General features: G+C 67.8%; 16 protein-coding genes. 14 read left to right on the top strand and 2 right to left on the bottom strand.

Going from position 1 to position 16632, the window contains the following annotated elements; translation table 11 throughout:
• Positions 1-28 precede the first annotated feature (28 nt).
• Complete coding sequence (locus tag EV653_RS09870) at positions 29-748, bottom strand: GntR family transcriptional regulator (protein WP_134100504.1); 720 nt, start codon at positions 746-748, stop codon at positions 29-31.
• A 134-nt stretch (positions 749-882) separates the two neighbouring features.
• Between EV653_RS09870 and EV653_RS09865 the strand changes: the two genes are divergently transcribed.
• The 11 genes from EV653_RS09865 (at position 883) to EV653_RS09815 (ending at position 12859) form a co-directional block, all read left to right on the top strand.
• Positions 883-1905 (top strand): Ldh family oxidoreductase, encoded by a 1023-nt coding sequence (locus EV653_RS09865; RefSeq protein WP_134100501.1) that lies wholly within the window; start codon positions 883-885, stop codon positions 1903-1905.
• 31 nt (positions 1906-1936) lie between these two features.
• Positions 1937-3166, top strand: a complete 1230-nt coding sequence (locus EV653_RS09860; protein WP_134100498.1) for an iron-containing alcohol dehydrogenase — start codon at positions 1937-1939, stop codon at positions 3164-3166.
• A 56-nt stretch (positions 3167-3222) separates the two neighbouring features.
• The gene (locus EV653_RS09855) at positions 3223-4650 is read left to right on the top strand and encodes an NAD-dependent succinate-semialdehyde dehydrogenase (protein WP_134100496.1); all 1428 of its coding nucleotides are present in this window, start codon (positions 3223-3225) and stop codon (positions 4648-4650) included.
• Positions 4651-4653: 3 nt separating this feature from the next.
• Entirely contained in the window at positions 4654-5607 is a 954-nt protein-coding gene (locus EV653_RS09850; RefSeq protein WP_134100493.1) for a carbohydrate ABC transporter permease, read from the top strand.
• On the top strand, positions 5597-6475 hold the full coding sequence (locus tag EV653_RS09845; protein ID WP_134100490.1) for a carbohydrate ABC transporter permease: 879 nt from the start codon (positions 5597-5599) through the stop codon (positions 6473-6475). The genes EV653_RS09850 and EV653_RS09845 overlap by 11 nt, the downstream gene beginning before the upstream one ends.
• Before the next feature lie 2 nt (positions 6476-6477).
• Complete coding sequence (locus EV653_RS09840; RefSeq protein ID WP_134100487.1) at positions 6478-7560, top strand: mandelate racemase/muconate lactonizing enzyme family protein; 1083 nt, start codon at positions 6478-6480, stop codon at positions 7558-7560.
• Positions 7561-7581: 21 nt separating this feature from the next.
• Positions 7582-8904: an ABC transporter substrate-binding protein gene (locus tag EV653_RS09835; RefSeq protein WP_134100484.1), complete on the top strand. Its 1323-nt coding sequence runs from the start codon at positions 7582-7584 to the stop codon at positions 8902-8904.
• A gap of 4 nt (positions 8905-8908) precedes the next feature.
• Entirely contained in the window at positions 8909-9955 is a 1047-nt protein-coding gene (locus EV653_RS09830) for a mandelate racemase/muconate lactonizing enzyme family protein (RefSeq protein ID WP_134100482.1), read from the top strand.
• A gap of 125 nt (positions 9956-10080) precedes the next feature.
• Positions 10081-10866: an SGNH/GDSL hydrolase family protein gene (locus EV653_RS09825; RefSeq protein WP_134100479.1), complete on the top strand. Its 786-nt coding sequence runs from the start codon at positions 10081-10083 to the stop codon at positions 10864-10866.
• Positions 10867-11045: 179 nt separating this feature from the next.
• Positions 11046-12011, top strand: coding sequence for a winged helix DNA-binding domain-containing protein (locus tag EV653_RS09820; RefSeq protein WP_166679330.1), 966 nt, complete (start codon positions 11046-11048; stop codon positions 12009-12011).
• A 32-nt stretch (positions 12012-12043) separates the two neighbouring features.
• Positions 12044-12859, top strand: a complete 816-nt coding sequence (locus EV653_RS09815) for an SRPBCC family protein (protein WP_134100473.1) — start codon at positions 12044-12046, stop codon at positions 12857-12859.
• 14 nt (positions 12860-12873) lie between these two features.
• On the opposite strand, the gene EV653_RS09810 is transcribed toward EV653_RS09815, so the two are convergent.
• Complete coding sequence (locus EV653_RS09810; protein WP_370357536.1) at positions 12874-13401, bottom strand: MarR family winged helix-turn-helix transcriptional regulator; 528 nt, start codon at positions 13399-13401, stop codon at positions 12874-12876.
• Positions 13402-13455: 54 nt separating this feature from the next.
• Here EV653_RS09810 and EV653_RS09805 point away from each other — a divergent pair, with 54 nt between their 5' ends.
• From EV653_RS09805 to EV653_RS09795, 3 genes are all read left to right on the top strand, one after another.
• Positions 13456-14163 carry an SDR family NAD(P)-dependent oxidoreductase gene (locus EV653_RS09805; RefSeq protein ID WP_134100467.1) on the top strand — a complete coding sequence of 236 codons (708 nt, stop codon included), beginning with the start codon at positions 13456-13458 and terminating at the stop codon, positions 14161-14163.
• Positions 14164-14200: 37 nt separating this feature from the next.
• Positions 14201-15250 carry a LacI family DNA-binding transcriptional regulator gene (locus tag EV653_RS09800; protein ID WP_134100464.1) on the top strand — a complete coding sequence of 350 codons (1050 nt, stop codon included), beginning with the start codon at positions 14201-14203 and terminating at the stop codon, positions 15248-15250.
• A 91-nt stretch (positions 15251-15341) separates the two neighbouring features.
• Positions 15342-16631 carry an extracellular solute-binding protein gene (locus EV653_RS09795; RefSeq protein WP_134100462.1) on the top strand — a complete coding sequence of 430 codons (1290 nt, stop codon included), beginning with the start codon at positions 15342-15344 and terminating at the stop codon, positions 16629-16631.
• The last annotated feature ends 1 nt before the right edge of the window (position 16632 follow it).

The following is a 16632-nucleotide window of genomic DNA, read 5'->3' as shown; positions in this document are numbered from 1 at the left end:
TAACCTGTTCTCGGTCCCCAGGAGGTGTTCACACCCCCGGTGAGAGGTCGTCGGCTGCGGTCGTTTGGGTGGTTGATTCGAAGGCGGTGCGGAGGCGGGAGCGGGAGGCGGTGAGGTGGGCGTGCATGGCGGCGTCCGCGGACTGCGTGTCCCGCTGGCGGATGGCCGTGACGATCAGATCGTGCTCGTCCAGCGCGTCCTCGGTGACGCTCGAGTCGCGGAGCAGGCGGAACAGCTGCAGGTGGCAGTGGAGCTTGGCGAAGATCTCGCCGAAGTAGCTGTTGCCGGTCGCCGCGATCACGGCCTCGTGGAAGTCGGCGTCGGCCCGGGCGAAGGCGCCGTACGACATCGTGCCGGCCTGGTAGCGGGCACGCATCTCGGCAGCGATCTGCGCGAGTTGCTCGACCTCGTCGCCGCGGTGCCGGCCGGCCGCGAGGCCTGAGCAGTATGGCTCGATCAGGAACCGGGCCTCGAACAGATCCTCGAACCGCTGCGGGGTCAGCTTTGGCGTGGCGGAATATCCGATCAGATGTGTTTTCGTGACCAGGTCCTCGGCCTCGAGCCGGTTCAGCGACTCCCGGACCGGGGTCTGCGAGACCCCGAGCCGGCGGCTGAGCTCGTCGACGCGGATCCGTTCGCCCGGCTGGATCTGGCCATCCAGCAGGAACTCCTGGAGTCGTTCGTAGACGACGTCACTCATCCGGGGCCGTCCGGGACGCCCGTTGGTCACTGCGGTGCGCTGGCTCATCTGTTGTCCGTCCGTCGGCAGAAATCATGGATTCGTATTCACAGACCATTGCGAATCGTATCCGATCTGATCTAGCCTCCCAAGAAATCGGGCGATGAATACGAATGCAGCGACTCCACCCTGGGACGGTCGACATGCACACAGATCTGCTCACGGCCCAAGCACTGGCCGAACGACTCCTGATCGCCGCCGGTGTGCCGGACCTCGCCGCGGCCCAGCAGGCCGAACTCCTGGTCGTCGCCGAGGCGAAGGGGATGCCGTCGCACGGTCTGCTGCGCCTGCCGAGACTGCTGCGGCGGTTGGGCAACGGCACCGCGAGCCCGACCAGCACCGGCTGCCACACCTGGATGAGCCCCTGCTACCTGTCCGTCGACGGTCAGCAAGGACTCGGTCCGGTGGTCGCGGTCCGCGCACTGGAAGCGATCGTCCCGGCAGCCGAGCAGTACGGCGTCGCGGTCTGCTCGATCACGAACAACAACCACCTCGGCATGCTCGGGTACTACGCCGGCCGCATGGCCGACCGTGGCCTGGTCTGCCTCGGCATCACGACCAGCGAGGCGCTGGTGCACCCGTGGGGCGGGACCGAGGCGATGCTCGGCACCAATCCGCTGGCGCTCGCGGTGCCGGCGCGGCCGCCGCTCGTGCTGGACATGGCCACCTCGCAGGTCTCGATGGGCAAGGTTCATGACCACGCATTGCGCGGCGTACCGCTGGAGCCGGGCTGGGCTTTGGATGCCGGTGGCAACGAGACCGTCGACCCGGTGGCGGCCAAGGACGGATCGATCGCGCCGTTCGGGGGAGCGAAGGGATACGGCCTCGGGCTCGGCCTTGGCGCGATGGTCACCTTCCTGACCGGGGCCGCGTACGGCACCGCGGTCGGCGGCACGCTCGACGACGACCGCCTGAGCAACAAGGGCGACCTTTTCATCCTGCTGAGCGGCGGCCGCCACTCCGCCACTGAGTACCTCGATCAGGTACGCCGCAGCCGCCGCGCCGATCCGGCCACGCCGGTGGCGGTGCCCGGTGACGGCGCCCGCGCGCGATACCGGGAGTCGGTTGCCGATGGCATCGAGATCGCCGACGACCTGTGGCGTGAGCTGACCCGGCTGGACACCGCACGGGATACGGGCCGGCGCGAAGCCGTTCTGGCCGACTGATCCCGCCCGACGACCGGACAAGGACACGAATATGACGATCACCGCCCCAGCCTTCGGCGTGCAACGAGCACCGCGCACGGTTGTCTTCGGCGCCGGCCAGCGCGCCCTGCTCGGACGCTACGCCGCGGAGTACGGCAGCTCAGCGCTCGTCTGCACCGATCAACGGCTGGCCGCGTCGCCCGAGTTCGCGCAGCTGCTCACGGATCTCGAGGACAACGGCCTCAGGGTTCACGTCTGGAGCGACACCTCGCCGGAGCTGCCGATGTCGGACATCGACGCCTGCTTCGACGCGATGGAGTACGCCGGCATCGACGTCGTCATCGGGATCGGCGGCGGCAGTTGCCTGGACCTCGCCAAAGCCGTCGCGCTGATGCTCACCCACGGCGGCCCGATCGATCAGTACTACGGGGAGAACGCCGTACCGAGCCCGGTGCTCCCGATCATCGCCGTACCGACCACCGGAGGCACCGGCTCCGAAGTCACGCCGGTCTGCGTCCTGAGCGACAGCCGTCGAGAACTCAAGGCCGGCATCTCCTCGCCGTACCTGATCCCGTCGGTCGCGGTCTGCGACCCCGAGCTGACCTACTCCTGTCCGCCCAGCCTCACGGCGAGTGCCGGAGCGGACGCGGTCTCGCACCTGGTCGAGTCGTTCACCGCCATCCAGCGCCCGCCGTCGGCACTCGCCGAGGGTCGCGTGTTCATCGGCAAGAACGTCATCAGCGACTCCTACGCCCGCTGGGGTCTCGGGCTCCTCGCGACCGCACTCCCGATCGCCTTCGAGCACCCGCACGACCAGGAGGCGCGAGCCGCGGTCATGCTCGCCGCGAATGCCGGCGGCTACGCGCTAGGAGTCGCCGGCACCGCGGCCGCACACGCGCTGCAGTACCCGCTCGGGGCTCTGACCCATACCCCGCACGGCGTCGGGGTCGGCGTACTCCTGCCGTACGTCATGCGCTACAACGCTCCCGCCCGTGTCGAGGAGTTCGCCGAGATCGCCAAGCTCTTCGGCGTACCGAAAGCAGGTAACACCCAGCAGCAGGCACTGGCCGGGATCGAGGCCGTCGACGGGCTGCTGGACCGTATCGGCATCCCGCCGACCTTGAAGGAGCTCGGCCTCGCCGAGGACCAGCTCGAGTACGTCGCCGAACTGGGCCTGCAGTCGGCCCGGCTGATCGACAACAACCCCCGCCCGCTCGATGTCGACGCGCTGCTCGAGATCACGCGCGCCGCGTACGCCGGCGACCGAACCGACCCGTTCTGACCAGCCCTGACCAGTCCTGACCCGTTCCGACCAGTTCTGATACCCGGAGCCATCCCATGACTTCTCCGCACGATCTGTTCATCGACGGACAGTGGCGCCCGGCCGCCGACGGCCGGCGCTTCCCAGTCCACGATCCCGCCGACGGGTCCGAGCTGGCCCAGTTCGCCGCGGCCACCGAGGCGGACTGCCTCGCGGCGGTCGACGCAGCCGCTGATGCCCTGGCCGGGTGGTCGGCCACCCCGCCGCGGCAGCGCTCCGAGCTGCTCCGCGCGACCTTCGACGTACTGACCGAGGAACGCGAGCAGCTCGCGGCGCTCATCACCGCCGAGAACGGCAAGGCGTACGCCGACGCGATCGGCGAGGCGGCCTACGCGACCGAGTTCTTCCGCTGGTTCGCCGAGGAAGCGGTCCGGATCGGCGGCGACTTCCGCCTCTCACCGTCCGGCGACAAGACCATCGTCGTACGCCGGGATCCGATCGGCGTCGCGATTCTCGTCACCCCGTGGAACTTCCCCGCCGCGATGGCCACCCGCAAGATCGCGCCCGCACTGGCGGCCGGCTGCTCCGTCGTACTGAAGCCGGCCAGCCAGACCCCGCTCACCGCGGCGTACGTCGTCGACGTGCTGCGACGCGTCGGCGTACCGGCCGGTGTCGTCAACCTGGTGACGCCGGTGCCGGCAGGTCCCGCGGTGAGCGCGATGTTGCACCATCCCGCCGTACGCAAGCTGTCGTTCACCGGCTCGACCGAGGTCGGACGGGTGCTGCTGCACGAGGCGGCCGACCAGGTCGTCAGCTCGTCGATGGAGCTGGGCGGGAACGCGCCGTTCGTCGTCCTGCCCGGCGCCGATGTCGACGCCGCGGTGGAGGGCGCGATGGTCGCGAAGATGCGCAACGGCGGATCGGCCTGTACCGCGGCCAACCGGTTCTACGTCCACGACTCGCTGGTGGAAGAGTTCAGCACCCGCATCACCGCGGCGATGAAGGCCGTCACGATGGGACCCGGCGCCGACCGGTCGAACGACCTCGGTGCCCTGGTGTCGCCGGAGGAGCGCGACAAGGTCGCCGGGTTGGTGGACCGAGCCGTTGCCGAAGGCGCCAACCTCGCACTGGGCGGTGAGACGCCCGAAGGTGGCGCGTTCTATCCGCCGACAGTGCTCACCGACGTCAAGCACGGCAGCGAGATCAACCAGACCGAGATCTTCGGACCGGTCACCGCGATCGTCGGTTTCAGCGACGTCGACGAGGCCGTCGCGATGGCCAACGACACCATCTACGGCCTGATCTCCTACGTGTACGGCGATCCCGCGCAGGCGCTCGCGGTGGCGCAGCGGATCGACTCGGGGATGGTCGCGGTCAACCGGGGCGTGCTCAGCGACCCGGCGGCGCCGTTCGGCGGGACCAAGCAGTCCGGTCTCGGCCGCGAAGGCAGCTCCGAGGGAATCCTCGAATTCCTCGAGGAGAAGTACATCGGAATCGAGGTGTGACCCATGGCGAACGCCGTACTGCCCACCGTGTCTCCGCCGGCGGTCGACGGTCCGTCCGCGACGCGCAAACGCCCGAAGGTCAAGCCCAAGCGGCAGAACCTGGCCGGCTGGCTGTTCGTCGGCCCGGTGATCTTCGGGGTCCTGTTCTTCCAGCTCGCGCCGGTGGCAGCCTCCCTGGTGGTGTCACTGACCAACTGGACCGGGCTGAACTCGCCGAAGTTCCTCGGCCTGGGCAACTACAAGGAGCTGTTCACCGCCGACGACACGTTCTGGCCGTCACTGAAGAACACCGTGATCTTCACCCTGGTCGTCGTCGTCCTGACCATCTTCATCGGTCTCGGACTCGCCGTCCTGTGCAACCAGAAGATCAAGGGCATCGGGATCTTCCGGACGCTGTACTACTCGCCCGCGGTCACCAACGTCGTCGCGATCGGCTTCGTATGGTTCTGGCTGTACAACCCCGATAACGGCTTGTTCAACTCCACGCTGAAGACGCTCGGCATCCACGGACCGGCGTGGCTGTCCGACACCAAGACCGCGCTGATCGCGGTGATGATCGTCGCGCTCTGGCAAGGCGTTGGCTACCCGATGGTGATCCTGCTGGCCGGGCTGCAGAGCATCGACCAGTCGCTGATCGAAGCAGCGACCATGGACGGGGCGTCGGCCTGGCGGCGGTTCTGGTCGGTCGTCTTCCCGCTGCTGACCCCGAGCCTGTTCTTCCTGACGATCACGCAGTTCATCACCTCGTTCCAGGTGTTCGGGATCATCTACGTGATGACGTCCGGCGGCCCGAACAACGCCACCTCGGTGTTCATCTTCCAGATCTACGAGGCCGCCTTCGGGCACGGCCGGCTGGGCTACGCCTCCGCGATGGGCTGGGTGCTGTTCGTCATCGTCGGCGTCGTCACCGCGATCCAGTGGCGGACGGAGAAACGGTGGGTGCACTATGACAACTGAGGCGACAACCGAGGCGATAACTGGGGCCGTCCGAGTCTTAAACCGGCCGCCCCGGCACATCCCGCGCCGCGTCGTGCTGATCGTCGTCCTGCTGTTCTTCGCCGTGGTGTTCGCGATGCCGCTGCTCTGGATGATCAGCGCATCGCTCAAACCCGAGAACGAAGTATTGCAGTCGCCGCCGACGTTCCTGCCGTCGGAGTTCCAGTGGGGCAACTACTCGCAAGCCGGCCACGGCCTGCTGCCGTTCTTCCTGAACAGCTGCAAGCTCGCGGCGCTCAACGTCGGCTTCCTGCTGCTGTTCGCGTCGCTGGCCGGCTACGGGTTCGCGCGGCTGAACTTCGCCTTCAAGAACCTCGCCTTCGCGCTGTTGTTGTCAACGGCAATGATCCCGGGCATCGTCTACCTGGTTCCGCAGTACATGCTGTTCCGCCAGATGGGCTGGATCGACACCCACTACCCGCTCTGGGTCCCGAACGTGCTGACGCCGGTGTTCGGCACGTTCCTGCTCCGGCAGGCCTTCCGCGGCGTACCGATCGAGTTGGAGGAGGCCGCCAAGCTCGACGGCGCGTCGATCTTCGGCACCTTCTGGCGGATCATGCTCCCGCAGGTCAAGCCGGCCCTGGCCGCGGTCGGCGCACTGACCTTCATGGGCTCGTGGAACGACCTCTTCGGCCCGCTGATCTTCCTCAACTCGACGCGGCTGCAGACCATGCCGATCGCGCTCGCGCTGTTCAAGGGTGAGTACTTCACCCAGACCAATCTCATGATGGCCGCCGCGACGCTGACGATCCTGCCGCCGCTGCTGCTGTTCCTGCTGGCCCAGAAGTACTTCGTCCAGGGCATCACGATGTCCGGCCTGAAAGGATAAGTATGCGGATCACGAACATCGAGTCGATCATCCTGCTCGACAAGCTGCACATCGTGAAGGTGCACACCGACGAGGGCCTGGTCGGTGTCGGCGAGGTCAGCCCGATGAACGCGCACGTCTCGCACAGCGTCGTGGAGCAGGCGCTGGCGCCGCTGCTCATCGGCGAGGAGGCGACCGATATCGAGCGGCTCTGGCGCCGGCTCTACACCAAGCCGTACAAGCTCGGCCCCGGCGGCGCGCAGCTGAACGCGATCGCGGGCATCGACATCGCCCTGTGGGACCTGCTCGGCAAGGCGGCCGGGCTGCCGACGTACCAGCTCCTCGGCGGCAAGTACCGACAGAGCGCGAAGGTCTACGCGAGCTCGATGTCGCGCAGCATGACACCGGACCAGGAGGCCGAGCGCGCGCAGTCCTTCCAGGAGAAGGGATTCCACGGCTACAAGATCCACTCGTCGACGCCGTGGATGCACGACGACGGCTTCGACCAGACCATCGCCACCGTGACCGCGGTTCGCAAGCTCGTCGGGGACGACTTCCCGATCCTGGTCGACGTCAACAACGCGTACTACGAACACACCGCGATCAAGCTGGCCCACGCGCTGGAGGACCTCGGCGTGTGGCACTTCGAGGAACCGCTCGCCGCCCACGACTATGCGGCGTACGGACGGCTGGCCGACGCGGTCGACATCCCGATCGCGGCGGGCGAGCAGGAGTACACCACCTGGCAGTTCCGGGACCTGATCCTGGACGGCAGGGTCGACATCCTGCAGCCCGACGTCATCAAGTGCGGCGGCATCACCGAGTTCAAGAAGATCGCGGTGCTCGCCGACACCTTCACCAAGCCGATCACCGTGCACAACACACAACAGACGATCGGTACGTCGGCACATGCGCACCTATGGGTCAGTACGCCGTCGTGCGTCTACCCGCAGGAGTACAACATCGAGCACAACCCGATCCTCGACGACGTACCGATCTGGAAGAACCCGCTCGTCCCGGTGAACGGCGAGATCACGCCGTGGGACCTGCCCGGCCTGGGCATCGAGCTGGACGACGACGCGGTCGCCAAACTGCGGACCAATTAACTTCAGAGAACAGGAACGACCATGCCCGCATCAGAGATCTCCCGCCGGTCGGTACTCCGGGCCCTCGGCATCGGCGGCGGCGCGCTCGCCGCCGGACTCCCACTCGCCGCCTGCGGCAGCAACGGCAGCGGCGGAAGTGGAGGCGGTGGCGGTAATGCCTCCTGGATGACCTGGGACACCGAGAGCGGCACCCCGATGTACACGATGGCGCAGAACTGGGCCAAGCAGGCCGGCAAGACCCTCGACATCCAGTCGATCCCCGGTGACGACTACGACACCAAGCTCCGGACCGTGCTGTCCTCCGGCGCGGCGCCGACTGCGATCCGGATCAACGACGACTACGTCCGCGGGTACTACGCGGAGGGTTCGCTGCTCGACCTGCGCCCGTACCTGGAGAAGGACGGGATCAAGCCCGACGACTACTTCCCGGTCGCCTACAACTTCGCCAAGCAGCCCGACGGCGCGCACGCGGCCTGGCCGATCATGACCAACCCCGGCGTGCTGTACTGCAACACCGACGCGTTCGCGGAGGCCGGGGTCGAGCTGCCGCCGAAGGACTGGGCCAAGAGCGGCTGGACGTGGGACGACTTCGTCGAGGCGGCCAAGAAGCTGACCAAGCCGAACGGCGAGCGCTGGGGCGCACTGATCTTCCCCGACTCCTCGCTCGAGACCGTCTTCCCCGTGAGCAACGGCGGCGACGGCATCTACTCGAAGGACGCGACCCGGTTCACGCTGGCCGAACCGCAGGGGACCGAGGCGGTCCAGTGGGTCGCCGACCTCGCTCTGGTCCACAAGGTGCACCCGGACTTCGCCACCGTCACCGCCGGCCGGCAGACCCCGAACTGGGCGCTGGCCCAGCTCGGCACCGGCAAGGTCGCGATGCTGCTCGGCCTGACCAGCGGCATCCCGTACCTGCGCAAGAACGCGAAGGTGAAGTGGGACATCTTCCCGACGCCGATGAAGGTCCGCCGGACGACGGTCAACACGCTGACCGTGCTCGCGGTTCCGAAGGCCTCGAAGGACCCCGACACCGCGTGGAGCTTCCTGAAGTACGCCGCCGGCGCGGAGGCCGCGAAGCTGCTCGCGCAGTCGCGCGGGTTCATGCCGGTGGCGAAGAGCTCGTCAGCGCTGTTCGTGCCCGACGACAAGTCGCCGTCGAACCTTGCGCTGGTGACGCAGGCGCTCGGCAACGCGGTCAACGAGAACTTCAGCCGCTACATCGAACGTGCCCGGACCATCTACCGGCCGGTGCTCGACGACGTCTGGAGCGGTAAGAAGACCGCCGAAGCGGCGCTGGGTAGCGTCAAGCAGAAGGTCGAAGACGTTCTCGCAGGCAAGGGATGACCGGATGAAGATCACCGATATCAGCGTCGAAGTCACCTCCGAACCGAAGGCACACGCGGTCCGCGACGCGATCCAGTTGCTCGACCGCAACGGCCAGACCCGCGTCCGGATCGACACCGACGAGGGCGTGAGCGGCGTCAGTACGACGTACTTCGGCCGGGTCGAGAGCTCGCCCGCGGTGCTGGCCCACCTGATCACCGACCAGTTGGCGCCGGCGATCGTGGGGGAGGATCCCACGCTGATCCGCGGGATCCGGCAGAAGCTCCAGACGCTGACCGATTACCAGGGGACCGCCGGGCTGTCGTCGTACGGCATCTCGGCGATCGACCTGGCGTTGTGGGACCTGCTCGGCAAGTCGCTCGACGTCCCGGTGTGGAAGCTGCTCGGAGCCCAGCGGTCCGCGATTCCGACGTACGCGATGGTCGGCTGGCTCGAGCTGGACGTCGCGGGTCTGGAGAGCGTGTCGGCGAGGGCGATGGAGCAGGGCTTCCGCGGCGTCAAGATGAAGGTCGGCGGCGGACCGCTCACCGAGGATGTGCAGCGGATCAAGGCTGTCCGCAACATCATCGGGCCCGACGCGCCGCTGATGGTCGACGCGAACCAGGCCTTCGGGTACTCCGAGGCGCTGCGACGCGGCCGGGTGTACGAGGAGCTCGACTGCCGGTGGTTCGAGGAGCCGTTGCCGGCCGGCGACACCGATGCTCATGTGCGGCTGGCCGAGAAGCTCGACATCCCGATCGCAACGGGGGAGAACCGGTACGGGCAGGCAGCCTTCCGGGACTTGATCGCGCGGGGTGGCGTCGGCGTCGTACAACCCGATCTGCGGCGGGCCGGTGGGTTGACGGACTGTCTGGAGATCGGGTTGATGGCGGCCGGGTTCGGGGTGCCGTACGCGTCGCACGGCGGGGGAGCGCACATCCACGTGCTCGCCGCGCTGCCGAACACGATCTACGTGGAGAGCGGTCTGCTGCCTGAAGACGGGAGGGTCGAGCTCGTCGACGGTTGCTACCCGCTGCCGCCGGGGCCGGGTCTGTCCTCCTGGAACGGCTAGTTGGTGACTGGCACCGGGAATCCACGGTGAATTTGTTACCAGGACCTTGTGTGTTACTCGTCGGTCAGCGAAGGTGACGTTGAGTACTTCAATCGCCACCCCTCGCGTCCAAAGGCGGTCCGCCCATGAAGTCCATCGCCAGTCTGCTGTCCGCTGCGGCCCTCGGCGCAGCGATGCTCCTCAGCCCGGGAGTCGCGCACGCGGCGGCTCCGAACTACGTCTCACTCGGTGACTCGTACGCCTCCGGTGTCGGGACCCGCACCTACATCACCAGCAGCGGGTCCTGCCAGCGGTCCACCAAGGCGTACTCGTACATCGACGCGGCCCGGATCGGCGCCAACCTGACGTTCGTGGCCTGCTCCGGAGCGAAGGTCGCCGACGTCACTGCGAACCAGTTGCCGTCGGTGACCAGCTCGACCAACATCGTCTCGGTGCAGGTCGGCGGCAACGACGCCGGCTTCTCGTCGGTCATCACCGAGTGCGCGAAGCCGTCGTGGCTCGGCGACTGCACGAGCGCCGTCGCCGGCGCCCAGACCATCATCAACAACACGCTGCCCGGCCGGCTCAACACGCTGTACTCCTCGATCCGGAGCCGCGCCGCGGCGGCGCACGTCGTGGTCGTCGGGTACCCGCGACTGTTCAACGGCACTGACTGCAACGCCGGCACGTTCTTCAGCCCCGACGAGATGACCCGGCTGAACGCGACCGCCGACCTGCTCAACTCCAAGATCTCGGCCGCGGCAAGCGCGGCCGGGTTCACGTTCGTCAACCCGACGAGCAAGTTCATCGGTCACTCCGTGTGCGGCAGCCCCGAGTGGATCAACGGCCTGTCGAACCCGGTCAGCGAGTCGTACCACCCGAACGTCACCGGCCAGGCGGCGTTCGCCGACCTGGTCCAGCCCGCGCTCTGATGCGTTTGGTGGGTATACCCACCGAATGAGGGGTTGGCCACCCGGAATCAGGGTGGCCAACCCCTCATTTCGTTGGTATGCCCACCAGGCGGGGACGATTTCGGGATGCGGACTCGTCCGGTTCGTGGTGTCATGCTGGAGTGGCGCGGAGGACTGTTGACTGGTTACTGGCGGCCAGGATGCAGGCGAACTATTTGGCGCGTCCGGTGAACGAGGCCGGCCCCGGAGGGGTGGCCGACGTCGTACGCCGGACGGGGGGCCTCCAGGCGCAGACGTGGCGCGGCGCCGCGTACGCCGTCCGTGCCCGATCCACCGCGACCACGCTCGCCGACGTCACACACGCCCAGGAGACCGACCGCTCGGTCGTCCGCGGCTGGTTCATGCGCGGAACGCTGCAGTTGGTCGCGGTCGAGGACGCCGGTCCGCTGCTGGGCCTGCTCGGTCCGAAGTTGATTAAGGACACGGAACGCCGGTACGGCGAACTCGGGCTGCCGGCAGGCATCCGCGCCCGCGCGGCCGACGTACTCGAAGAGCACCTGCTGGCGAACGGTCCGTCCAACCGCGCCGAGCTGGCCGAACTCCTAGTTGCGGCGGACCTGATCGCGGAGCCGAAGGGACAGGCTGTCTACGCGCTGATCCGGTATGCCGGGTTGCTCGGCCGGTTGTGTTACGGGCCGGGAGAGACCTGGGTCGCCGTGCGGGACTGGCTCGGGAAGCCGTTTGACCTGGCGGGCGACGTCGAGGATCTGGCCCGCCGCTACCTGAGCGCCTACGGCCCCGCGACGGCACGTGACTTCGCGACGTGGTCCGGGCTGCCCGTGCCCGCCGCCCGCCGCGCCGTCGAGGCGGTCGCCACGAAGTCCTTCGACGTCGATTCCGTGGAGCTGGCTGCGGTCGACGATCTACCTGGCTGTCGGGACGTCCGGATGCTGGGGGAGTTCGACGCGTATCTCCTCGGCTATCAGAACCGTTTCCAGCAACTACCCGCCGCGATCTTCCCCGGCGGCGGCATGCTCCGACCGGCCGTCATCGAGGCCGGCCGTGCGATCGGGTCGTGGACGCACGCCGACCTGTCGGTCGACGTGTTCGACGGCCGGCCGGACCTCTCCGCCGAGCTGAAGGACCTGGCCCGCTTCGCCGGTTGATCGTATATGCCGGAGCGGGTATATATAGATCCATGACCGAGACGCTGAGCTCTGAGAACGGCCGGACCGTCCTGCGGATGCGGCGCGACCTGCGGCATCCGGCAGAGAAGGTCTGGCGAGCAATCACCGACCCGACCCAGCTGGCCGGGTGGTTCCCGGCTGCGGTCGAGCTGGACCTCAGGCTCGACGGCCCGGTGAAGTTCACCTTCGAACAGGACCCGGGAGCGCCCGTCGACGAGCAGAGCAGCGGCGTCATCCGCGCGTACGAGCCGCCCCACCTGATCGAGTACACGTGGGGCGACGAGGTCCTGCGCTGGGAGCTCCACCCGACCCCAGCCGGCTGCACCCTCCACCTCACGGCGACGTACGACGACCGCGCCGGCTCGGCCAGCTTCGCCGGGGGCTGGACCCTCTGCTTCGACGCCCTCGAGCGCGTGCTGGGCGACACGGTCCCGGAACGCGACTACCGCGAGCTCCACGAACACTTCGTCAAAGCCTTCGGCCTGGACCAAGGCGCCGTTTCGGACGACGGCACCCTCCACTTCGAACGCCAGCTGGTCCAGCCGAAGGAAAAGGTCTGGCACCTTCTGACCGGACCGCAACCTGCCACCCCTGGGACGCCACCCCCGCCCGGCTTCGTTGCCAAGGGCATCAATCCCGGCAAGGTAACTGCGGTCGAGGAACCAACCCACCTGACCTACGGCACCGCTGACGGAGAGGTCACCTGGACCCTCCGGGACGGCAACGGCGGAGCCCGCCTCCACCTGACCCACAAGGGTTCCACGGCAGACCACCAGGCGGCCTGGCACGACCACATCGAGGCGCTGGCCGCCGAGCTGTCCAGCTGAAGGCGGTCGACGGGCTAGCTGGTTGCCTTGGTGACTTCGTTCAGGAGCTTCTGGAGTTGGGCGGCTAGTTGGGTGCGGGCCGTGGGGGAGAGGGAGGCGACGAGCTCGGATTCGCGGGTGAGGACCTGGTCGACAGTTCGTTCGATGAGGTCATGGCCGGTAGCGGTGAGCGCGACGACGACCGCACGAGTTCCGTCGTCGGCTCCACGGCGCGTGACCAGTCCGCTGTCCTCGGCCCGCGCGACCCGCTGGGAGATGGCGCCGGCGGTGACCAGGGTCCGGCGGGAGAGCTCGCGGGTGGTCAGTTCGTACGGCGATCCCGCGCGCCGCAGCACGCTCAGCAGATCCAGCGTCGCCGGATCCACACCGGCATCCGCAAGCACCCGGCGCCGATCGTCCGCGAACAGCTTGGCCAGCCGCCACAACGGAGTGACGATCTCGATCGAGTCGGTCGGCGTACCGGGGCGTTCTCGTTGCCAGGCGCGGGCGATCTCCGCCGCGGGGTAAGGACTCGGGGAATCGAGCGGGTAGTTGTCGGCCACGAGACCCATGGTACGTTTAGGCCTAAATATTTAGAGCTAAACGTGAGGTGTGCGATGAGGACGATCGTGGTGACCGGCGGCGCGACCGGGATCGGGCGGGCGACCGCGGAACGGTTCCGCGCGGACGGCGACGAGGTGGTGATCACCGGCCGCCGCGCCGACGTACTCGCCAAGACGGCTGCTGATCTGGGGGTCAGGGGAGTAGTCTGCGACGCGACGGATCCGGTCCAGATCGAGCGACTGCTCCACGAGCTGCCCGAGCAGGTCGACGTCCTCGTGAACAACGCCGGCGGCAACACCGACTTCGGCCGGCCGGACGGGGATCTCGAGCAACTGAAGGCCAACTGGCTCGCCAACCTGGAGGCGAACCTGATCAGCGCCGTCCTCACCACCACCGCGCTCGCCCCGCGACTCACCACCGCAGTCGTCCACCTCGGCTCGATCGCCGGAGCCCGCGGACCCGGTTCGTACGGCGCTTCCAAAGCCGCGCTCGCGCTGTGGAACGCCGACATCGCCGCCGAGCTCGGCCCGCGCGGGATCACCTCGAACGTCGTCGCGCCCGGCTTCACCGCCGACACCGAATTCTTCCGCGGACGCCTCACCGACGAGCGCCGCCAGACGTTGCTCCAGGCAACGTTGACCAAGCGCGAAGGGCAGGTGGAGGACATCGCCGGCACGATCCACTTCCTCGCGTCGCCCGCGGCCCGGCACCTCACCGGTCAGGTACTGCACGTGAACGGCGGTGCGCTGATTACGCGCTGATACATGACAACGTAGGCCAGGTGTGACAATGGGCGACATGCGTCCCACCGTCAAAGATGTGGCCAAGCTGGCCGGGGTGTCGCCGAAGACGGTGTCGAACGTGATCAACGGTGTCGTCTTCGTGCGCCCCGAGACCCGCGCCCGGGTGGAGAGCGCCCTGGTCGAGCTCGACTACGTGCCGAACATGAGCGCTCGCGGGCTGCGCAACGGCCGCTCCGGCATGATCGCCCTCGCGCTGCCCGACCTGCTCCGGCCGTACTCCGCCGAGATCGTCCACCTGGTCGTCGAGCTGGCCCACGAGCGGGGCTGGGGCGTGCAGATCGAGCAGACCGCGGCCGAGCCCAAGCGCGAGTTCGAGCTGCTCTCGAAGGCCCGCGCGTACCTCGTCGACGGCCTGATCCTGAACCCGGTCAATCTCGACGACAGTGCGGTCATGTCGGCCGGTCCGCTGCCGCCTGTCGTGCTGATCGGCGACGTCGACCAGGACGTCGTGAGCCAGGTGGCGATCGACAACGTCGCCGCCGCGCGTGACATGACCAAGCACCTGCTGTCCCGCGGCTGCCGCCGGATCGCAGCCGTCGGTACGCCGGAGATCCCGCGCGGATCGTCGGGCGCCGGCGTGCTCGCGGGATCGGCCGAGGGCCCCGGTACGGCGGCATCGCGGCTCCGGACGACCGGGTACCGCCAGGCGCTCGAGGAGGCCGGCGTACCGATCGATCCGTCGCTCGAGATCAGCCTCGACCGTTGGCGGCCGGAGGGTGCGGCGACCGTCGTCGGGAAGTATCTGGCCGACCACGAACTGCCCGACGCGTTCTTCTGCTTCACCGACTCGCTCGCCTCGGGCGCGCTGGCCGCGCTGTGGGGCGCAGGTATCGCCGTACCACAACAGACGCTGGTCGCCGGGTTCGACAACATCCTCGAGAGCCAGTTCATGATCCCGCCGCTGACCACGATCGATTTCGACCGGCGCGCGTTCGTCGCGGCCGCGCTGGATCTGCTCGCCGAGCGGATGGCCGACAAGGATGCGCCGCCACGCAGGGTGATGATCCCACACCGCATCGTCGAGCGCGCCAGCACCGAACGCTAACGGATACGTTTCCACAAAAACCCACATCGGAGTCTTGTCTTCGGCCATTCTAACGATGTAATTTTCGGTTCGCCTCTCGTAAGGAGACCGAATGACTGACCTCTCCCGGCGCGGCCTGCTGAAAACAGCGGCCGCGCTCGCCGGTGCCGGGTTGCTTGTCGGCTGCGCGCCCGGAGCGTCGCGGAAGACGACCGACCTGAGCTACTGGCACCTTCTGACCGGCGGTGACGGCACCGTGATGGCCGGCCTGGTGGACGCCGTCAACGGCGCGAACCTCGGCTTCCACACGACCCAGACGGTGCTCGCCTGGGGACCGCCGTACTACACGAAACTGGCGATGGCCTCGGCCGGCGGCCGGGCTCCGGACGTCGCGATCATGCACGCGTCCCGGATCGCCGGCTACGCCCCCGGCGGTCTGCTCGAGCCGTGGGACCTCGACCTGCTCGCCGAGGTCGGCCTGCACGAGAGCGACTTCCCGGTCCGCGTCTGGGAGAAGTGTCAGTACGACGGGAAGCTCTACGCGATCGCGCTCGATACCCACCCGTTCGTGCTGTACTACAACACCGAGCACGCCTCGAAGGCCGGTGTCACGGACGCGCTGCGGAGCATGCAGAGCCCGGAGGAGTTCACCGAGGTCGCGAACAAGCTGCAGAAGGTGACCGGTAAGCACGGCCTGTCGTACGGCTATCTCGGTGACGGTTCGCAGATGTGGCGGCTGTTCTACACGCTCTACCGGCAGACCGGCGCCGACATGAAGCTCGTGCCGGGGCAGCAGGCGCAGGTGGACAAGGATGCCGCGGTCAAGACCCTGACCTTCATCCAGTCGTTGCTCAACGACACGATCGCCTCGCGCAGCGGCGACGGCGGTACGGCGACCAGCGAGTTCCTGCACGGCGAGAGCGGGATGTTCTTCGGCGGCGTGTGGGAGCTGCCGGTGCTCAAGGACGCCAAGATGCCCGTTGACGCGGTCCCGATTCCGACGTTGTTCGGGACGCAGGCGGCGTACGCGGACTCGCACACATTCGTGCTGCCGCGGCAGTCGAAGGTGTCGCCGGAGCGCCGCAAGCACGTGTACACGATGGTCGCGGAGATCTTGAAGCGGTCGGTGAAGTGGGCCGGCGGCGGCCACATCCCGGCGTTCCAGCCGGTCGCTAAGAGTGCGGAGTACCAGGCTCTGAAACCGCAGTCGAACTACGCGGGCATTCCGGCCTACGTGAACTACGACCCGGACGCCTGGTTCACCGGCGCCGGCAGCGACTTCCAGAACTACTTCGCCGAGAACGTGCAGAACGTGTTCCTCGGCAGTGGTGACCCGGGGGCTGGGTTCGACGGGTTCGTTGCCCGGCTGAACAAGCTGCTCGACCGTCCGCAGCCGGTGTGAG

The sequence above is a fragment of the Kribbella pratensis genome (genome assembly GCF_004365355.1).
In the GTDB taxonomy this organism is placed as follows: domain Bacteria; phylum Actinomycetota; class Actinomycetes; order Propionibacteriales; family Kribbellaceae; genus Kribbella.
This window is presented reverse-complemented; position numbering and strand designations above follow the sequence as displayed.